Annotated in this window: 17 protein-coding genes; 8 read left to right on the top strand and 9 right to left on the bottom strand. The window is 67.0% G+C overall.

All coding sequences use genetic code 11. From position 1 onward, the window contains the following. Window positions 1-35: 35 nt before the first annotated feature. Window positions 36-704, bottom strand: coding sequence for a DUF4339 domain-containing protein (locus tag KUV49_RS08400; protein WP_222449558.1), 669 nt, complete (start codon window positions 702-704; stop codon window positions 36-38). A gap of 179 nt (window positions 705-883) precedes the next feature. Here KUV49_RS08400 and KUV49_RS08395 point away from each other — a divergent pair, with 179 nt between their 5' ends. Next, on the top strand, window positions 884-2,680 hold the full coding sequence (locus tag KUV49_RS08395; protein WP_222449557.1) for a DUF4344 domain-containing metallopeptidase: 1,797 nt from the start codon (window positions 884-886) through the stop codon (window positions 2,678-2,680). Window positions 2,681-2,725: 45 nt separating this feature from the next. On the opposite strand, the gene KUV49_RS08390 is transcribed toward KUV49_RS08395, so the two are convergent. Next, entirely contained in the window at window positions 2,726-3,208 is a 483-nt protein-coding gene (locus KUV49_RS08390; RefSeq protein WP_222449556.1) for a thioesterase family protein, read from the bottom strand. Window positions 3,209-3,303: 95 nt separating this feature from the next. Here KUV49_RS08390 and KUV49_RS08385 point away from each other — a divergent pair, with 95 nt between their 5' ends. After that, window positions 3,304-4,032, top strand: coding sequence for a FadR/GntR family transcriptional regulator (locus KUV49_RS08385; protein WP_152491777.1), 729 nt, complete (start codon window positions 3,304-3,306; stop codon window positions 4,030-4,032). Window positions 4,033-4,214: 182 nt separating this feature from the next. Here KUV49_RS08385 and KUV49_RS08380 read toward each other — a convergent pair whose 3' ends face one another. Next, window positions 4,215-5,486, bottom strand: coding sequence for an ABC transporter substrate-binding protein (locus tag KUV49_RS08380; protein WP_222449555.1), 1,272 nt, complete (start codon window positions 5,484-5,486; stop codon window positions 4,215-4,217). Window positions 5,487-5,652: 166 nt separating this feature from the next. On the opposite strand from KUV49_RS08380, the gene KUV49_RS08375 reads away from it, so the two are divergent. Further along, window positions 5,653-6,999, top strand: coding sequence for an NAD(P)-binding domain-containing protein (locus tag KUV49_RS08375; protein WP_222449554.1), 1,347 nt, complete (start codon window positions 5,653-5,655; stop codon window positions 6,997-6,999). Window positions 7,000-7,142: 143 nt separating this feature from the next. On the opposite strand, the gene KUV49_RS08370 is transcribed toward KUV49_RS08375, so the two are convergent. The 6 genes from KUV49_RS08370 to modA form a co-directional block, all read right to left on the bottom strand. Next, window positions 7,143-8,807 carry an ABC transporter permease gene (locus tag KUV49_RS08370; RefSeq protein ID WP_222449553.1) on the bottom strand — a complete coding sequence of 555 codons (1,665 nt, stop codon included), beginning with the start codon at window positions 8,805-8,807 and terminating at the stop codon, window positions 7,143-7,145. Between the two features lie 163 nt (window positions 8,808-8,970). Further along, entirely contained in the window at window positions 8,971-9,123 is a 153-nt protein-coding gene (gene hemP, locus KUV49_RS08365) for a hemin uptake protein HemP (RefSeq protein WP_254701860.1), read from the bottom strand. Between the two features lie 20 nt (window positions 9,124-9,143). Further along, window positions 9,144-9,305 carry a hypothetical protein gene (locus KUV49_RS08360; RefSeq protein WP_222449552.1) on the bottom strand — a complete coding sequence of 54 codons (162 nt, stop codon included), beginning with the start codon at window positions 9,303-9,305 and terminating at the stop codon, window positions 9,144-9,146. Window positions 9,306-9,406: 101 nt separating this feature from the next. After that, window positions 9,407-10,513: a molybdenum ABC transporter ATP-binding protein gene (gene modC, locus KUV49_RS08355; RefSeq protein WP_222449551.1), complete on the bottom strand. Its 1,107-nt coding sequence runs from the start codon at window positions 10,511-10,513 to the stop codon at window positions 9,407-9,409. Continuing rightward, a complete protein-coding gene (modB, locus tag KUV49_RS08350) occupies window positions 10,510-11,214 on the bottom strand; it encodes a molybdate ABC transporter permease subunit (protein WP_315899489.1) in 705 nt (234 codons plus the stop codon). Before modB ends, modC begins: the two co-directional genes overlap by 4 nt. Next, on the bottom strand, window positions 11,211-11,972 hold the full coding sequence (gene modA / locus KUV49_RS08345) for a molybdate ABC transporter substrate-binding protein (RefSeq protein ID WP_222449550.1): 762 nt from the start codon (window positions 11,970-11,972) through the stop codon (window positions 11,211-11,213). Before modA ends, modB begins: the two co-directional genes overlap by 4 nt. Window positions 11,973-12,169: 197 nt before the next feature. Here modA and KUV49_RS08340 point away from each other — a divergent pair, with 197 nt between their 5' ends. From KUV49_RS08340 to ptsP, 5 genes are all read left to right on the top strand, one after another. Further along, complete coding sequence (locus tag KUV49_RS08340; RefSeq protein ID WP_222449549.1) at window positions 12,170-12,640, top strand: NUDIX hydrolase; 471 nt, start codon at window positions 12,170-12,172, stop codon at window positions 12,638-12,640. A gap of 78 nt (window positions 12,641-12,718) precedes the next feature. Then, a complete protein-coding gene (locus tag KUV49_RS08335) occupies window positions 12,719-13,165 on the top strand; it encodes a DUF1178 family protein (protein ID WP_222449548.1) in 447 nt (148 codons plus the stop codon). A gap of 70 nt (window positions 13,166-13,235) precedes the next feature. Then, window positions 13,236-13,880 carry an SDR family NAD(P)-dependent oxidoreductase gene (locus KUV49_RS08330; protein ID WP_222449547.1) on the top strand — a complete coding sequence of 215 codons (645 nt, stop codon included), beginning with the start codon at window positions 13,236-13,238 and terminating at the stop codon, window positions 13,878-13,880. A gap of 138 nt (window positions 13,881-14,018) precedes the next feature. Continuing rightward, window positions 14,019-15,257: an aspartate kinase gene (locus KUV49_RS08325; RefSeq protein ID WP_152491766.1), complete on the top strand. Its 1,239-nt coding sequence runs from the start codon at window positions 14,019-14,021 to the stop codon at window positions 15,255-15,257. 232 nt (window positions 15,258-15,489) lie between these two features. Then, a complete protein-coding gene (gene ptsP / locus KUV49_RS08320) occupies window positions 15,490-17,763 on the top strand; it encodes a phosphoenolpyruvate--protein phosphotransferase (RefSeq protein ID WP_261391099.1) in 2,274 nt (757 codons plus the stop codon). The last annotated feature ends 23 nt before the right edge of the window (window positions 17,764-17,786 follow it).

Genomic DNA, 17,786 nt, shown 5'->3' with positions numbered 1-17,786 from the left:
GAACATGTTCCTCTCACGTAAAAATCCAAGCACATCTAGATCTTGCGCCGCGACACCGTGCCTTGCGCGTCGCGGATGGTATTGTCGTCGATCACCTCGAACTCCGCCGGCGGCACCTCGGTCCGCTCGACCCGGTCGGCCCCGGCCGGATCGTCGCTCGGCAGGGTCATGACCAGCGGCGCGGCAAAGACGATCTCGAAGCGGTCCGGCGCCTTGCGCGTCACGGTATAGCCGCCCTCCGACGCAAGCTGCATGGCCCACGCCGCGCCGGCCGCGTCGGTCAGGTCGACCTGCCCGGTGAAACTGTAGGTGCCATCGGCGCGAAAGACCGTCTCGCCGGTGGCCACGCCCCGGCCCAGGCCCGGCACGTCGGTCGTGACCGGCTCCGACGTCCAGGTGCCCTGCACGAACCGATCGAAATCGCGCTCCTTCGGAATCGACGGCAGGGCGGGGTCGAACAGCGCGCCCACATCCGGCACCTCCGCCGCCGGCTGCCACGCCGCCATGCCGGTCGTCCAGACCGGCGTGTCGCGCCTGAGCCGCCCCATCAACATCCGGGTGCGCAGCTCGTCGATGAAATACGGGCCCGCCTCCCGGCCCGCATGCGCCATGTAATATTCCGTCCGCTCCGCTTGCGCGCGGGCCGCCTCCGGCCCGGCCAGACCGGCAAGACCCGGAATGAGGAAAGCGATCAACAGGCGCAAGACGGTCCCCCCGGCGGTTTTCGCGCGGCCCCGGCGCCGCGCTGCATCAGACCGACTATCGCGCCCCGGCGCAGCCGCGTCCTCACCCAATTGGGTGAAGCCGCCAGACCGCCTTTTCGGGTTTACTGTCCGTCAACCACCAGCGGCCCGCCGCACAGACCTATCAGGGGGAGGCCTCCGTGCCACGTTCTCGTCTTCGATACCTTACCGGCGTGCTTGCCTGCGCCCTCGTTCTTGCCCTGCCGCTGCCCGGCCACGCGCAATCGGGCCTCGATCCGCATCTGGGTCCGCTCTCACGTGTGGTCGAGACCGGGCAGGACGGCCCCTGGACCGTCGGCACCGAGGGCGGCTGGGCCACGTTCCGCAACACCAGCGATCCCGGCGACGTGCGCTATTACTGGACGGACCTGGCAGACATGGCCGACACCGATTTCTCGGTCGCCGTGACGCTCTTTGCCCAGTCGGACGAGCCGGCGCCGATGCATGCCGGCATGATCTTCAATTACGAGGCCGCCGACAGTTACTTCGCCGTCAGCATCGCCAGCGACGGAACCCCTTACGTGATCGTGCGCAACGCCGACGGCTTCAATCCGCAGCCGCTCGACACCACCTCCGCGCGGCTCGACGGCAGCGACATCCTCAGGCTCGCGGTCGAAGGCACCAATGTCCACGCGACGCTGAACGGCGACACGCTGATCAACGCCAGCTTCGGCGGCCCGGTGTCGCGCCGCACCGGGGTCATCACCTATGGCACCGGCGTCGCGGGCTTTACCGGCCTCACGGTCGAGCCGATCCGGACCACCAGCCCCCTTCCGACACCGGGCGGCGACAACACCCTGCCCACGCCCGGCGGCGACGACGATGGCCCGCGGACCCCGCCTGCAAATGACGGCGGCGACGGCCCGCCACCCATTCCCAACACTGGCGGTGACGGTCCTCCTCCCGTCCCCAATACCGGCGGCGACGGCCCTCCGCCCATCCCCAATACCGGCGGCGACGGCCCTCCGCCCATCCCCAACACTGGCGGTGACGGTCCTCCTCCCGTCCCCAACACCGGCGGCGACGGTCCGCCGCCCATCCCCAATACCGGCGGTGACGGCCCGCCGCCCATTCCCAACACCGGCGGTGACGGCCCACCACCCATCCCCGATCAGCAGGAAGGCGGACAGCAGACACCGGGCACGTCCCCGGTTGCCGGCCTCACCGCGGACCAGGCCCAGCGCCGCATGGGCGTCGCCCTCGGCATCTTCCTGCACGAGATGGCGCACGCCGTGATCGGCGAAACCGACCTGCCGGCCACCGGCCCCGAGGAAGACACGGCCGACAGTTTCTCGGCTTTCGCGATGGCCAGCGTGATGGAAGGCGCCACACCCCAGACCGCCGAGTACATCACCGGCATCATCAGCAGCTCGACGCTGTTGTGGTACTACTCCGCCAAGGCGCTCGAGCAGCACCAGGTCACCCACGACTGGCAGGACGAGCACGCGCCCGACATCAAGCGCTTCCGCAACTCCTTCTGCATCATCTACGGCTCCGGGCCGCAGGTCTTCGACCCGCTCGCCAACACGGTCGACTTCACGGACCGCTCCCGCCAGCGCTGCGCCCAGGAATACCAGGCCAAGTTCGAAGCCTGGGAAGAACTGCTGGCCCTGCGCGGCCGCAACCTCGGCCCCGACCTGCCCGGCCGCTTCCCCGCCAACCAACCCGGCGGCAAGATCAACCTCGTCTTCCAGCCGACGCAGACGGAATACGGCCGCACCACCGAGGCGCTGATGAAATTCAACGATCTGATCCCGACGCTGTTGCGGGTCTTCGAGGAGTATTTCGTCTGGCCCCGCGACCTGACCGTCACCTTCCGCGAATGCGAGGAAATCAACGCCTGGTACAACCCGAACGACAGTTCGGTCACGATGTGCTATTCTGCGATCGAATTCTACGAGACGTTCCTGGCAAGGGGTCTCGCCTCGGGCAACTGAACGGAGAGCGGTGCCGCTCCGTGGGGGAGGACAGGCGCGTTGCGCCTAACGCCGGCGCCGCAATCCCATGCCGCGTCCCGCCGTCTCGGGGCGCGGCAGCTTCCCGTGTTGCTCGGCCACCTGCCGCAGGCGCGCCAGGATCGCCTCGGGCATCGGCGCCACCTTCGGTCCCGACTGGTCCACATGCAACGCGATCCCCTCGCCCGTCGCCACCACGGTGCCATCCTCGCGGATCAGCTCCTGGTAGCTGTGAAACCGCTTCTCGTCATGGTCGAGGATGCGGAACGCAGCCTGCACCCGGTCGCCCAGCTTCAGCTCGCGCAGGTAGCGCACGTGAAACTCCGCCGTGTAGGTGGTGCAGCCGCTGGCGTCGCGATACTCCGGTCCGAAGCCGATCTCGGCATAGGCCTCGTCGGCGGCGCGGTCGAACAGGACCGTGTAATAGCCCATGTTCATATGCTGGTTATAGTCGATCCAGTCCGCCTCGACGGCGTGGAAACTCGACATCAGGGGGGCTGGCTTGCTCATGGGCCCCGCAATAGCATGGGACGGCGGCGCATGACCACGCTTTACGCGCCCACCAGACCAATTTATACCAGTTACACCGAAATTGGTCTGGTCCGATGAGCACAGAAACCCAAGACACCGCCCCCGAACTGCGCCTCGCCCACCCCGTGGGCGCGACCGTGCAGATCGTCGTCGACACGCTTTTCGCGCGGATCAAGTCCGAGGAATATCCCCGCGACACCCGCCTGCCGTCCGAACGCACGCTGGCCGCCGAACTGGGCGTCGCCCGCAACACCGTGCGCGAGGCGCTCGACGTGCTCGAAGGCCAGGAGGTCATCCGCCGCCGCCCCGGCGCCGGCAGCTTCGTCACCTACCGCTCCACGCCCCAGGCCGCCCCCTCGCCCGATTCCGTCGCCGGCGAGACCAGCCCCCTCGACCACCTCGTCGTGCGCGGCATCCTGGAACCCGAGATCGTCCGGCTGGCGGTGGTGAACATGACCCCGCGCATGCTGACCGCGCTGTCGGAAACCCTGTCGCGGATCGAAACCGTCACCACCGATATCGACGCCTTCATCGCGCTCGAGGAACAGCTCTACCTGCAGATCGCCGAAGGCACCGGCAACGCGCTTCTGGCCTCGTGCTACCGGCTGGCCATCGACACCTACCGCGAAAGCTATCGCACCCGCCTGCGCCGCCGCGCGCTCACGCCACGCCGGATGCAGGACTACCAGAAACGCTACAACACGCTCTACAACGCCATCGCCTCGCGCGACGTCGGCCAGGCGGTGGAGTTCATCAAGCTGCATCTGGTCGAGGAACAGAAACTGCTTCTTCAGGATGATTAATGTGCCTTAACTCCGGTTAACGCCCGCCAAGACTTTTCGGAAAAGTCTTGGCAAAAGCCTTCAAAAGGCTTTTGCACCGCACGCCCCGTTCACTTGCCAAATCAGCAAAAAACGCACCGTCGGAATACCACCTGGATACCGACGCAATACCGACACGCCGATTCGGCCCGATTCGCTCTCGTTTACCCTTCGGTCGCGTCCTCGCCCTGCACCACGCGCGCCCCCAGCGCCAGCACCCGCTCATAGGACAGCCGCTGCTGCCACATCTGCCCCAGGTCCTGCATCTCCGCCCGCAACAGATCCTCGTGCCGCCGCAACCATCCCGGCACCGACCCGAACGCCACGACCCTGGCCCGCCCCTCCTCGATGCGCACCACCGGCCAATCGCCCACCAGCGCGTTGTCGATCCCGAACATCTCCGTGCCCCACCACTCGGCGGGACCGAAGGCATGCGTGACCTCGCCCAACTGCTTCATCGCCGCCAGCACGCTGGCCGGCGCCACGCTGTCGGCCTTTTCCACCGCGGCGTGCCAGATATCCAGGATCGCCGCGTATTCCCAGCTCACGGCCGTCCAGCTGTCGGGATAGGCGGCGTTGTATTCCTCGTAGAACGCATGCGGCCGGTTGAAGAAGAACGCCTTCTCGCTCAGCGCCGGATCGTCGAAATCGGGGAACTGGAACACCACGCCTTCCATGAAATCCCTGCCCAGCCGCTCCACCAGGTGACCGTAGTGATCGCAGGTGCAGGACAGGATTTGTCCTTTGAATCCCTTGGCATGGGCGTATTCCGTCATCGCGTGCACCATCGGCGTATAGCTCGTGCACCAGCACAGGATATCGGGGTTCGCGGCCAGCATCGGCCCCACCACGTTCTCCGCCGGCGCGCCTTCCGCGGGGTACTGCACCTCGTGCACGATCTCGCCCCCCGCCGCCTTGAACGCCGCACGGTACGTGGCCAGTGACGGCAGGCCCATCCCGTCCTGCTGAGCGCAAAGCGCCACGGTCTTCAGTTCCGGATGCCGCTGCGTCAGCCACTCGACTCCGGTCACCACGTAAACCGGATGCACCTCCGACGGCGCAATGAGGTAAGGCGCGTCCGGCGACAGGTCCGAGGGCAGCAGGGTCGAGGTCAGGATGCGCTTGTCCATCAAGTCCTGCCCCACCGCCCGATAGGCGTCGCCGCCCAGCATCATCATCAGCTTGATGTCATGCTCGCGCATGAGCGCCTGCGCCCCCTCGCGCGCCGCGTCAACACTTTCTCCACTGTCGCAGGCATGAATACGGATCGGATAGCGCCGCCCCCCGATCAGCACCCCGCCCGCGTTGTTCAGCCACCGCTCCCAGATGCGGCAGCCCTGCAATCCGGGCAGCCCCCAGCTTTCCGCCTGCCCCGACAAGGGCGCCAGGAAACCGATATCCACCGTCCGCGCCATGCCCACCGACAGGCGCGGCATCACCCCCGAAAGGGCCAATCTCTGAGCAAAACTTGATGTTTCCGCGGCCACCGCACGCTCCCTTAAGGAATCCTTGACAGACTGGTCCAGTCTTTGGCTTAGTAAAAGGAACCAAAAGAACCAAAGTCAATAATTGGTCCACACCAATCTAGGGAGATACGTTAAAATGGCCAAGAAAAGAGTTGCCGTCATCGGCGCGGGACCGTCCGGGCTGGCGCAATTGCGCGCCTTCCAATCCGCCGCCGACAAGGGCGCCGAGATCCCCGACATCGTCTGCTACGAAAAGCAGAGCGACTGGGGCGGTCTCTGGAACTACACCTGGCGCACCGGCGTCGGCGCGGATGGCGAGCCCTGCCACGGCTCGATGTACCGCTACCTGTGGTCCAACGGCCCCAAGGAGGGGCTCGAATTCGCCGATTACACGTTCGACGAACATTTCGGCAAGGAAATCGCCAGCTACCCGCCCCGCGCCGTGCTTTTCGACTATATCGAGGGCCGGGTGAAAAAGGCCGGCGTGCGCGACTGGATCCGTTTCAACAACGTGGTCCGCGACGTGCGCTACGACGACAAGACCGAGAAATTCACCGTGACCGCCCGCGATTCCAAGGCCGACAAGGAAACGACGGAAGAGTTCGACCACGTCATCGTCGCCACCGGCCACTTCTCCACGCCCAACGTGCCCCACTACCCGGGCTTCGACACGTTCAACGGCCGCATCCTGCACGCCCACGATTTCCGCGACGCGCGCGAGTTCGAGGGCAAGGACATCCTGCTGATGGGCGCGTCCTACTCGGCCGAGGATATCGGTTCGCAATGCTGGAAATACGGCGCCAACTCGATCACCACCTGCTATCGCTCCGGCCCCATGGGCTATGACTGGCCCGACAACTGGGACGAGGTTCCGGCGCTGGAGAAGGTCGAAGGCAAGACCGCCCATTTCTCCGACGGCCACACCCGCGAGGTCGACGCGATCATCCTGTGCACCGGCTACAAGCACCACTTCCCCTTCCTGCCCGACGACCTGCGCCTGAAAACCGCGAACCGCCTGGCGGCGGACGACCTCTACAAGGGCGTCGTCTGGATCGAAAATCCCAGGATGTTCTACCTCGGGATGCAGGACCAGTGGTTCACCTTCAACATGTTCGACGCCCAGGCCTGGTGGGTCCGCGACTGCATCCTGGGCCGCATCGCCCTGCCGGACAAAGCCACGATGGAGGCCGACTGGAAAAAGCGCCAGGCCGACGAGGACGCGCTCGAGGACGATTACGCCTGCATCCGCTACCAGGGCGATTACACCGAGGAACTGATGGCCGAAACCGACTATCCCGGCTTCGACGTCGAGATGGCCTGCCAGCAGTTCTACGCCTGGAAGAAGCACAAGAAGAAGGACATCATGGCCTTCCGCGACCACGGCTACGTCTCGCCCATGACGGGCAAGCAGGCACCCGCCCACCATACGCCGTGGAAAGATGCGCTGGACGACAGCCTGGAAAGCTACCTGCAAACCAGCTGAACCGATTACACGCCGGCCCGCCATGCCGCGGGCCGGCGCGATCCTTGCCACGGCTCTTCCTCTGGCCGGAAATATCCCGGAGAGCGCGAGAGGCAGCGCCTCTCGCCCCGGTCGGCGCGGGCGCAGCCCGCGGCGAAACCGCTCTATCCGGCTTTCATCGCCGCCCCCAGCCGAGCCGCGCGGCGCCCCGGCTCCTCGCGCCCGATCGACCGGCAGAGGATGATCACCGGCAACAACCCGAACGCCACCAGCACCAGCGACGGCACCGCCGCCTCGTGCAGCCGCTCGTCGGCGGCCAGCCGGTGCGCCTGTACCGCCAGTGTCTGAAAGTTGAACGGATGCAGGATCAGCGTCGCCGGCAACTCCTTCATCACGTCCACGAACACGATCAGCAGCGCCGTCAGCACCGAGGACCGCGCCACCGGCAGATGCACCCGCATCAAGAGCTTCGGCCCCGACTGTCCCAGCGACCGCCCGATGGCATCGAAATGCCCGGGCACGGTCGCCATGCCACTGTCATAGGCGTTGAGCGCGGCGGCCATGAATCGGGTCATGTATGCCAGCACCATCAGCCAGATCGACCCGGTGATCAGCAGGCCTGTGTCGATGCCGAAATTGGCCTCCATGATCCGGTCGATCAGGTTGTCCGCGGCGGCCATCGGCACCATCAGCCCCACCGCGATGACGCCGCCTGGCACCGCGTATCCCAGACCCGCGCCCACCACCAGCGCCTTGCTGCCCCGCGTGGGCCGGGTGCGGGCGCGGAACCCGATCAGGATCGCGCCCATCACCGTCAGCACCGCCGCGACAGAGGCCAGCAGGACCGAATTCTGCATGAACCCGATATAGCGCGCCGCAAAGAGGTTCTGGCCCGATCCCACCGCCATCGTGCCCAGCATGATGACCGGCACGATGAAGCCCAGCAGCACCGGCACGAGGCAGACCAGTGTCGCGATCCATCCCGCGCCGCCGGTCAGCCGCGGCTTTTCCAGCGTGTCGAACCGCGCCCCGCGTCCCGCCGTCTGCGCGCGGCCCCGCTGCGCCCGCTCCAGGCCCGCCACCAGCAGCGCGAACAACAGCAGGCACAGCGACAGCTGCGCCGCAGCGGGCCGGTCCCCCAGGCTGAACCACGCCTGGTAGATCCCCGTGGCGAAGGTCTGCACGTTGAAGAACGCCACCGTGCCGTAATCCGCGATCGTCTCCATCACCGCCAAAAGCGCGCCGCCGGCAATGGCAGGGCGCGCCATCGGCAGCGCCACCCGCCAGAACGCCGCCATCGGCGAGCGCCCCAGCGTGCGCGCCACCAGGAACGCGTTCGACGATTGCTGCCGGAACGACGCCCGCGCCAGCAGGTAGACATAGGGGTAAAGCACGATGATCAGCATCAGCGCCGCACCGCCCAGGCTGCGGATCTCGGGGAACCAGTAGTCGCGCGGCCCCCACCCCGTCAGGTCGCGCAGCAGGGTCTGCACCGGGCCGGGATGGTCCAGCAGATAGGTATAGGCATAAGCCAGAACATAGGCCGGAAAGGCCAGCGGCAGCGCCAGCGCGATCTCCAGCCAGCGATGTCCCGGAAAGCGATAGACCGTCACCAGCCACGCGGTGACAGAGCCTATGACGGCGGTGGACAGCCCCACCACCACCACGAGGATCAGCGTCGTCGCGGTATAGCGCGGCAGGACACTCGACAACACGTTGCGCCAGGTGTCGAGGTCGCCGGTGAACGCCGCCAGCGCGGACGCGATGATCGGCGCCACGCAGAGCGCGACGACGATCCAGGCCAGGCGGTGCAGCAGGCTTTCCGACATGCGGCGTGCAGGTCCTCAAAGGGTGTTGGCGCCCTTCGCTGCCACATCCCGCCGAGACTTGCCAGCAAAAACCCGACAAAAACGTTTGGCCGGGCGCCACGTCACGTGGCCGCCAAAGGTGCAGAGCCATCCCGGACATGATCCGGGATCGTCCGGACCGCCCTCACTTGGTCAGGATCAGCTTGCCCGCCCGCGTGATCCGCAAGGTATAGACCTTGTCGTCCAGCGTGATTTGCGCGGTCGTGCGACCTTTCGTTAACTCCCTTGCGTCAAACAGGGCCTCGCTGGTTTCGGTATCGGCCACCAGCTGCGGCATCGCCTTGGTCTGTGCGCGGATCATGCCCGGACCTCCCCGGCGCGTTCCAGCAGCCGTTCGATCATCAGGTCAAGGCACAGCCCACTGGCCATCGCCGACCCGAGAAGGGGAAAGTTCACGTCCGGCACGCCCGCGGGCCGCGGCTCCAGGCCTGCCGATTCTGTCTGTCGGATCACATGCATGATCGCGCTCCATTGCTTGCGATTTCAGGGGGTGGCTGACCGATCCGGCTGGCTTGACCTAATTTCTGATCGATTTAGTCAGAAATGTCAACTCGCAGGATCTACCCTGTCAGCGAAGGCACCGCACCGCCGATACTGCCGCGCGGGATCGCGGTGGCGTTCAGGATCGCGAAACAGGCCTTGCCGGGGGCCAGGCCCATCTCCGAGGCCGCCCTCTGGGTGATCCGCGCCAGGAACATGTCGTCGCCCGCCCGCAACTGAACCGCCACGCCCGGCCCCATCCCGCGATGCAGCGCCACGACCGCGACCGGCAGCACGTTGTGCGACGACAACCCCTCGGGCCGCGCCTGTGACAGCAGCACGTCCCCCGCCAGCACCCGCAGCCGGATCATGCTGCCCTCGGGCGCGGTGACGCCGGGCAGCAACAGCTCCCCGCCCGACAGCACCAGGCGGCTCAGCCCGTCGGCCCCGTGCTCGGCCACCCGCGCCGGCAGAATCGCCCCGGCCTCGCGCACGCCGACCAGGGGCAGCGCCTTGGGATCGCTCAGCACGGCCTCGGCCCTGCCCGACAGCACCACCTGCCCGCGCTGCATCACCACCAGGTCGTCGGCCAGCCGCGCCACCTCGGCCAGGTTGTGCGACACGTAGACGATCGGCACCTGCGCCACGTCCCGCAACCGCTCCAGGTAAGGAAAGATCTCGTCCTTGCGCGGCTCGTCGAGCGCCGCCAGCGGCTCGTCCATCAAAAGCAGGCGCGGTCGCGACAGCCAGGCCCGCGCCAGCGCCACCCGCTGTTTCTCCCCGCCCGAGAGCGTGCCGGGCCGCCGGCCCAGCAGCGCCTCCAGCCCCAGCAGCCCCACGACCCGCCCCATCTCGGGCCGGTCCAGCCCACCGGGCGCAAAGCGCGCGCCGTATTCGATATTGGCCCCGACACTCATATGCGGAAAAAGCCGCCCGTCCTGAAAGACATATCCGATGCGCCTGCGCGCCGCCGGCACGTGCACGCCCCCTTTGCCCTCGAACAGCACCGTATCGTCCAGCGCGATCCGCCCGGCATCGGGACGCAACAGCCCGGCGATGGCATTGACAACGCTGGATTTCCCCGCGCCCGACGGCCCGAACAGGGCCGTCACCCCGGCCCCGGCCTCGAACGCCACGTCCAGCGCCAGCCCCGGAAACCGATGCCCGATCTCGACGCTCAGGCTCATCGCGGCGCTTCCTGCCCGATGCGCCGCGCCACGCGCCGGGCCAGCCATTCCGAGACCAATACCGCGCCCAGCGCCACGATGGTCGCCAGCACGACCAGCCGGATCGCCGCCGTCTCCCCGCCCGGAACCTGCAGAAAGGCATAGATCGCCGACGGCAAGGTCTGCGTCTCACCGGGAATGTTGGCCACGAAGGTGATGGTCGCGCCGAATTCGCCCATCGCCTTGGCAAAGCCCAGCACCACGCCCGCCAGGATGCCCGGCGCGATCAGCGGCAGCGTCACGGTACGAAACCGCGCCATCCGGCCCGCGCCCAGCGTCTCCGCCGCCTCTTCCAGCCTGGGGTCCACCGCCTCGATCGCCAGCCGTATCGCGCGCACCATCAGCGGAAACCCCATGATCCCCGCCGCCAGCGCCGCGCCGGTCCAGCGAAAGGCGAACACGATCCCCCACTCGGCCAGCACCCGGCCCACCGCCCCGTTCATCCCGAAGGTCAAAAGCAGGAGATACCCCGTGACCACCGGCGGCAGGACCAGCGGCAAATGCACCAGCGCGCTCAGCAGCGCCTTGCCCGGGAACCGCTTGCGCGCCAGCACCCACGCCATCGCGACAGCCAGCGGCAGGCTGACCAGCACCGCCCAGAACGACACCTTCAGCGACAGCGCCAGCGCCGCCGATTCCGCTTCGGTCAGGCCAAAGGTCACCGATCGTCCCCAAGCACCACGAATCCATGCCGCTCGAACGCCTGCCGCGCCGCGTCGCGCTGCAGATGCGACAGCACCCCGCGCGCGGCCTCGCTGTCGCGCCCCGCAATCAGGGCGGCCGGATACATGATCGGGGCATGCAGGCGCGCGTCGATCTCCGCCAGAACCACGACGCCCGGATCGGCCTGCGCATCGCTGGCATAGACGACGCCCAGCGGCGCCTCGCCGCGCGACACCAGCGCCAGCGCCGCGCGGACGTTCTCGCTCTCGGCCAGTTGCGGGCGCAGCGCCTCCCAAAGGCCCGCCGCCTGCATCCACTCCCTGGCATAGATGCCCGCCGGGACGGCCTCGGTGTGACCCACGGCCAGCCGCCCCCCGGCCAGCCTGCCCGTCAGCGCGTCGGCGTCCACACGGTCCAAAGGCGCCGCGCCTTTCGGGCCCACCAGCACCAGCCGGTTGCCCAACATGTCGCGGCGGCTGCCGGCGTCCACAAGGGCCTGCTCCTGCAGCCAGTCCATCCAGGCCACGTTCGCCAGGATCACCACGTCCGCGGGCGCACCCTGCGCGATCTGCCGCGCCATGGTGCCCGACCCGCCATAGGACACACGCACCTGCGTCCCTGCCCCCTCCAGCGCGGCATCGAGCGCCCCGCGCAGGGACGCGGCGGCGAAAATGGTGACCGGCGCATCCGCCCGCCCCGGGGCGACCGTCGCCAGCATCGTGCAAATGATTGTCAGAAGGCCGAAAATGCGTAACATCGGCGCAAGTATCCTGCACCTGCGGAGGCGACACAAGAGCCGTGGCACAGCGCCATTCACGTTTCGGACCCGACGGCGCGCTGCATCGCGGCAGCGAAATGCGCGGCTATCATGGAAAATTCATGTGAATCGAATAAAATCGTGCTAATACTTCGTATATACATTCCGGTCTGAGCAGACGGGCAGGAGAGAACCCGATGACCCTACACAGCAAAGATCAGCTTCCCCTGGCGCTGCAGATTCCCGACAAGCGCGACGTGCGCACCCAATTCGGCGCCTTGTGTTACCGGATGAAGGCGGGCCAGCCGCAGGTCCTGATGATCACCTCCCGGCGCACCGGGCGCTGGATCATCCCCAAGGGCTGGCCGATCGAAGGCAAGACCCCTGGCGACAGCGCCCTGCGCGAAGCCTGGGAAGAGGCCGGCGTGCGCGGCAAGGTCGCGGGCCCGTGCCTTGCGCTCTTTTCCTATTCCAAGGGCGTTGGCACCGCCGACAAGCTGCCGTGCGTCGTCATGGTCTACCCGGTGAAGGTCAACGCCCTTGCCGATGATTTCCCCGAGGCCGGACAGCGCAAACGCCGCTGGATGAGCCTCAAGAAGGCCGCCAAACGGGTCAACGAGCCCGAGCTTGCGCACCTGCTGAAAACCTTCGACCCGCGCAGGTTGTAAATCGCCCGGCACCGCTCTTGTGCTTGATTGTACCGGGATTTTGCCTATTTGTTACACGTCGGATAGCGGAGCGGAACGGTGATCAAGTTCACCCTGAAATGCAAGAATGACCACCAGTTCGAAAGCTGGTTCCAGTCGGCTGCGGCCTTCGACAAGCTCGACGCCGCCGGCATGGTGTCCTGTGCCGTGTGCGGAAACGGCTCGGTGGAGAAGGCGATGATGGCCCCAAGTGTCCGCGCCAGCCGAAACGCCGCCCCGGCCCCGCAGGCCCCGTCGGCGCGCGGCGGCCTCTCCGCCCCCACCGACGACCGCGCTCGCGCCATTGCGGCCCTGAAACGGCAGGTCGAGGAAAACTCCGAATATGTCGGCACCAGTTTCGCCAAACGGGCCCGCGACATGCATGACGGCGTGACCCCGGACCGCCCCATTCATGGCGAGGCGAAACCCGAGGAAGCCCGCAGGCTGATCGAGGACGGCGTGCCGATCCTGCCCCTGCCCTTCGTCCCGAGCCGAAAGTCGAACTAGCCTCTCGCAATGCCGCCTGCCGTCCCCCGGCATGGCGCAGACCCGCACCGCGATCCCAAGGAGCCTTGCCATGCATGTTGTCATAACCGGCGCCAACCGCGGCATCGGCGCCGCCCTCGCCCGGGGCTATGCCGCCCGGGGCGACGACGTCACCGGCACATCCCGCGACCCCGAGGCCGAGTACACGCTCGACGTGACCGACCCGGCCAGCCACCGCGCCTTCGCCGCGCGGCTGGATGGCGCGCCGGTGGATCTGCTGATCTGCAACGCCGGCGTCTATCTCGACAAGGGCGAGACCCTGCCCGATGGCTACCCGGCCAAGATGTGGGCGGACAGTTTCGCCGCCAACGTGACCGGGGTCTTCCTGACCGTCCAAACCCTGCTGCCCTGCCTGCAGGCCGCGAAATCCGGCAAGATCGCCATCATTTCCAGCCAGATGGCCAGCCACAAACGCGCGCCCGGCGGCAGCTACATCTACCGCGCCTCCAAGGCGGCCGCGCTGAACCTGGGGCGCAACCTGTCGAAGGACCTGGCGCCCCTGGGCCTTGCGGTCGGGATCTACCATCCCGGCTGGGTGCGCACCGACATGGGCGGCGACGGGGCAGACATCTCGGTGGACGAGGCCGCCGACGGCCTGATCGAGCGTTTCGATGCGCTCGACACGGACAGCACCGGCTGTTTCAAGACCTGGGACGGCAAGGACCACCCGTTCTGACGCGCCATTTTCTTCCCCGAAGAAAACGGCCAGGAAAATTCGTACGAATTTTCCTGGCCGCGCCCGACCCACGCTCCGCTCTTGCCCTTCCCCGCGCACCCGCGTAAAGCACCTGCGATCTGACCCAAGGACGCAGCCATGCCCCTGCTCGTGATGAAATTCGGCGGCACTTCGGTGGCCAATATCGACCGCATCCGCCGCGCGGCGAAGCGCGTGGGCGTCGAGGTGGCCAAGGGCTATGACGTGATCGTCATCGTCTCGGCCATGGCCGGGCGCACCAACGAACTTGTGGGCTGGGTCGACGAGATCTCGCCGCTCTACGACGCCCGCGAATACGACGCCGTCGTCAGCTCGGGCGAGGCCGTCACCGCCGGTCTGATGGCCCTGACCTTGCAGGAAATGGACATCCCGGCGCGCAGCTGGCAGGGCTGGCAGGTGCCGCTCAGGACGAACTCGTCCCACTCTGCCGCCCGGATCGAGGAAATTCCCACCGACAACATCAACGCCAAGTTCGGCGAAGGCATGCAGGTGGCCGTGGTCGCGGGCTTCCAGGGCGTCAGCCCCGAGGGCCGGATCACCACGCTGGGCCGGGGCGGCTCGGACACGACAGCGGTGGCCTTCGCTGCCGCCTTCGGCGCGGAACGCTGCGACATCTATACGGATGTCGACGGCGTCTACACCACCGACCCGCGCATCACCGACAAGGCGCGCAAGCTCGACAAGATCGCCTTCGAGGAGATGCTGGAACTGGCCTCGCTTGGCGCCAAGGTCCTGCAGACCCGCTCGGTCGAGCTGGCGATGCGCTACAACGTGCGCCTGCGCGTGCTATCAAGTTTCGAGGAACAATCGGACGACGCAGGAACCCTGGTCTGCGCCGAGGAGGAAATCATGGAATCAAACGTGGTCAACGGCATCGCCTATTCCCGCGACGAGGCGAAGATGACCCTCATCTCGGTGGCCGACCGCCCCGGCATCGCCGCCGCCATCTTCGGGCCGCTGTCGGATGCGGGCGTCAACGTGGACATGATCATCCAGAACATTTCCGAGGAAGGCCGCACCGACATGACCTTCTCGTGCCCCACCAACCAGGTGGCGCGTGCCGAAAAGGCGCTCAAGGGCGCCAAGGAAAAGGGCGAGATCAACTTTCACGACCTCGTGGCCGACACCAACGTGGCCAAGGTCTCGGCCGTGGGCATCGGCATGCGCAGTCAGTCCGGCGTCGCCGCCAAGATGTTCCGGACGCTGCGCGACGAAGGCATCAACATCAAGGTCATCTCGACGTCAGAGATCAAGATCTCGGTGCTGATCGACCGCAAGTACATGGAACTGGCCGTGCAGTCGCTGCACGACGCGTTCGAGCTGGACAAGACAGCCTAAGGGGCCGCCCCGGCGCCCCGCGGCGGGGCAGCGCCAGCGACGGCACGCCCGCTTTCGACAGCCCCGCGCCGGCCCGCTCTTGCGCCAGGGACGAGCGCGATCCGACGCCAATCGGGCAATATCGAGGCAATTCACCGGGCTGCGCCGCCCCGCGCGTCGCCGCGTGACATTGCCATTTCACAATGCCGGCAACCTGTGATTTAAACGTCTCGGCTCCGACCAGAACGGCCCAATGGAAAGGCTTCCGAACGCCATGTCACCTTCCGGCGATCAGATCGAGACGGACAGCCGCCAGATGCTCTCGCGCCTGCGCGCGCTCATGGCCGAGGACGCCGCCGGACAGGCCCGGCTCGACGCGATCACCGCGCTCATCGCCGAGGAAATGCGCACCGAGGTGTGCTCGATCTACCTTTTCCGCGACGAGGACACGCTGGAGCTTTGCGCCACAGAAGGTCTCAACCGCGACGCCGTGCACCAGACCCGGATGAAGCTGGGCGAGGGCCTGGTGGGTCGCGTGGCGCGCACCGGCAAGGTTGTCAACACCGACAACGCGCCCGCCGCCCGCGGCTTTCGCTACATGCCCGAAACCGGGGAAGAGGCCTATTGCTCGTTCATGGGCGTCCCGATCCAGCGGCTGGGCGAAACGCTCGGTGTGCTGGTGGTGCAGTCCAAGCAGGCCCGCGAATATTCCGACGAAGAGCTTTACGCGGTCGAGGTCGTCGCCATGGTCATCGCCGAGATGGCCGAGCTGGGCGCCTTCGTCGGCGAAGGTGCGGCCATGTCGGCCCGCCACCAGCAACCCGTCCTGTTCCGCGGCGGCATCGCCCAGGAGGGGGCCGCGCAGGGCCATGTCTGGCTGCACGAGCCGCGCGTCGTGGTCACCAACCCGATCGCCGAGGACCCCAACCGCGAACTGGAACGGCTGGAAGAGGCCGTGGACACCCTGCGCGTGGGCGTCGACCGCATGCTCTCGACGGCCGCCACCGGCGACAAGGAACAGCTCCAGGTGCTCGAAGCCTACCGCATGTTCGCCAATTCCAAGGGCTGGATGAAGCGGATGGAGGAAGACATCTCGCGCGGTCTCTCGGCCGAGGCGGCGGTGGAAAAGGAACAATCCACCACCCGCGCCCGGATGACCCAGGTCACCGACCCCTACCTGCGCGACCGGCTGCACGACCTTGACGATCTCTCGAACCGCCTCTTGCGCATTCTCACCGGCCAGGGCTCGGAAACCGGGGCGGAAATGCCCGACGACCCGATCCTGATCGCCCGCAACATCGGGCCCGGCGAACTTCTCGACTATGGCCGCCGCCTGCGCGGCATCGTGCTCGAGGAAGGCTCGGTCGGCAGCCACGCCGCCATCGTCGCCCGCGCACTGGCGATCCCGCTGGTCATTCACGCCAGCCGCATCACCAACGAGGCGCTCAACGGCGATTTCATCATGATCGACGGCGACCAGGGCGTCGTGCACCTGCGCCCCGACGACAACGTCGTCACCGCCTTCCGCGACAAGATGGCGATGCAGGCGCAGGCCCAGGAACGCTATGCCTCGATCCGCGACAAACCGGCCGAAACGCTCTGCGGCACCCGGCTTGCGCTGCACATGAACGCCGGCCTCATGGCCGACCTGCCCAGCCTCGAAGGCTCGGGCGCCGAGGGCGTGGGCCTCTTTCGCACCGAGCTTCAGTTCCTGGTGCGCGCCCACATGCCCCGCCGGTCGGAACTGAGCGAGCTTTACGCCCACGTCATGGACGCCGCCCGCGGCAAGCGCGTCTGCTTCCGCACCCTCGACATCGGCTCCGACAAGGTGCTGCCCTACATGAAGGTGGTGGACGAGCCCAACCCCGCGCTCGGCTGGCGCGCGGTGCGCGTGGCGCTCGACAAGCCCGGCGTCATGCGCATGCAGCTGCAAGCCCTCGTGCGCGCCGCCAAGGGGCGCCCGCTGTCGGTGATGTTCCCCTTCGTCGCCCAGCGCGAGGAGTTTTCCGCCGCCAATGCCGAGATGCAGAAGGCGCTGGACCGCGAACGTATCCTGGGCCACCCCCTGCCCTCGGAGATCGAGGTCGGCGCGATGCTGGAAACCCCGTCACTGGCCTTCGCGCCCGACGCCTTCTACAACGAGGTCGATTTCCTTTCGATCGGCGGCAACGACCTCAAGCAGTTCTTCTTCGCCGCCGACCGCGAGAACGAACTGGTGCGGCGGCGCTACGACACGCTCAATGTCAGCTTCCTCAGCTTCATCGAATCCATCGTAAAACGCTGCGAGGCGCATGACACCCCGCTCAGCTTCTGCGGCGAGGACGCAGGCCGCCCGGTCGAGGCCGCCTGCCTCGCGGCCATCGGCCTGCGCAGCCTGTCGATGCGCCCGGCCTCCATCGGCCCGGTGAAATCCATCCTGCGCCGGGTCGATCTGGAAGAGCTCTACGAGGTGATCGACGGCGTGCGCATCGCGGGCGACCAATCGGTCCGTCCGGCGGTCATGGACTACCTCAAGGGCAAGCTCTGAGCCGCAGAAAATTCGTACGAATT

Source organism: Roseovarius atlanticus, assembly GCF_019802205.1.
Classification (GTDB): Bacteria; Pseudomonadota; Alphaproteobacteria; order Rhodobacterales; family Rhodobacteraceae; genus Roseovarius; species Roseovarius atlanticus_A.
This window is presented reverse-complemented; position numbering and strand designations above follow the sequence as displayed.

Excerpts from the sequence above, each read along its gene's own strand:
- KUV49_RS08390 (WP_222449556.1), bottom strand. The coding sequence starts at position 3,208 with ATGAGCAAGCCAGCCCCCCTGATGTCGAGTTTCCACGCCGTCGAGGCG.
- hemP (WP_254701860.1), bottom strand. The coding sequence starts at position 9,123 with ATGCCGCAGCTGGTGGCCGATACCGAAACCAGCGAGGCCCTGTTTGAC.
- KUV49_RS08360 (WP_222449552.1), bottom strand. The coding sequence starts at position 9,305 with ATGCATGTGATCCGACAGACAGAATCGGCAGGCCTGGAGCCGCGGCCC.
- modA (WP_222449550.1), bottom strand. The coding sequence starts at position 11,972 with ATGTTACGCATTTTCGGCCTTCTGACAATCATTTGCACGATGCTGGCG.
- KUV49_RS08330 (WP_222449547.1), top strand. The coding sequence starts at position 13,236 with ATGCATGTTGTCATAACCGGCGCCAACCGCGGCATCGGCGCCGCCCTC.
- KUV49_RS08375 (WP_222449554.1), top strand. The coding sequence starts at position 5,653 with ATGGCCAAGAAAAGAGTTGCCGTCATCGGCGCGGGACCGTCCGGGCTG.
- KUV49_RS08370 (WP_222449553.1), bottom strand. The coding sequence starts at position 8,807 with ATGTCGGAAAGCCTGCTGCACCGCCTGGCCTGGATCGTCGTCGCGCTC.
- KUV49_RS08325 (WP_152491766.1), top strand. The coding sequence starts at position 14,019 with ATGCCCCTGCTCGTGATGAAATTCGGCGGCACTTCGGTGGCCAATATC.
- ptsP (WP_261391099.1), top strand. The coding sequence starts at position 15,490 with ATGGAAAGGCTTCCGAACGCCATGTCACCTTCCGGCGATCAGATCGAG.
- KUV49_RS08385 (WP_152491777.1), top strand. The coding sequence starts at position 3,304 with ATGAGCACAGAAACCCAAGACACCGCCCCCGAACTGCGCCTCGCCCAC.
- KUV49_RS08380 (WP_222449555.1), bottom strand. The coding sequence starts at position 5,486 with ATGCCGCGCCTGTCGGTGGGCATGGCGCGGACGGTGGATATCGGTTTC.
- KUV49_RS08340 (WP_222449549.1), top strand. The coding sequence starts at position 12,170 with ATGACCCTACACAGCAAAGATCAGCTTCCCCTGGCGCTGCAGATTCCC.
- modC (WP_222449551.1), bottom strand. The coding sequence starts at position 10,513 with ATGAGCCTGAGCGTCGAGATCGGGCATCGGTTTCCGGGGCTGGCGCTG.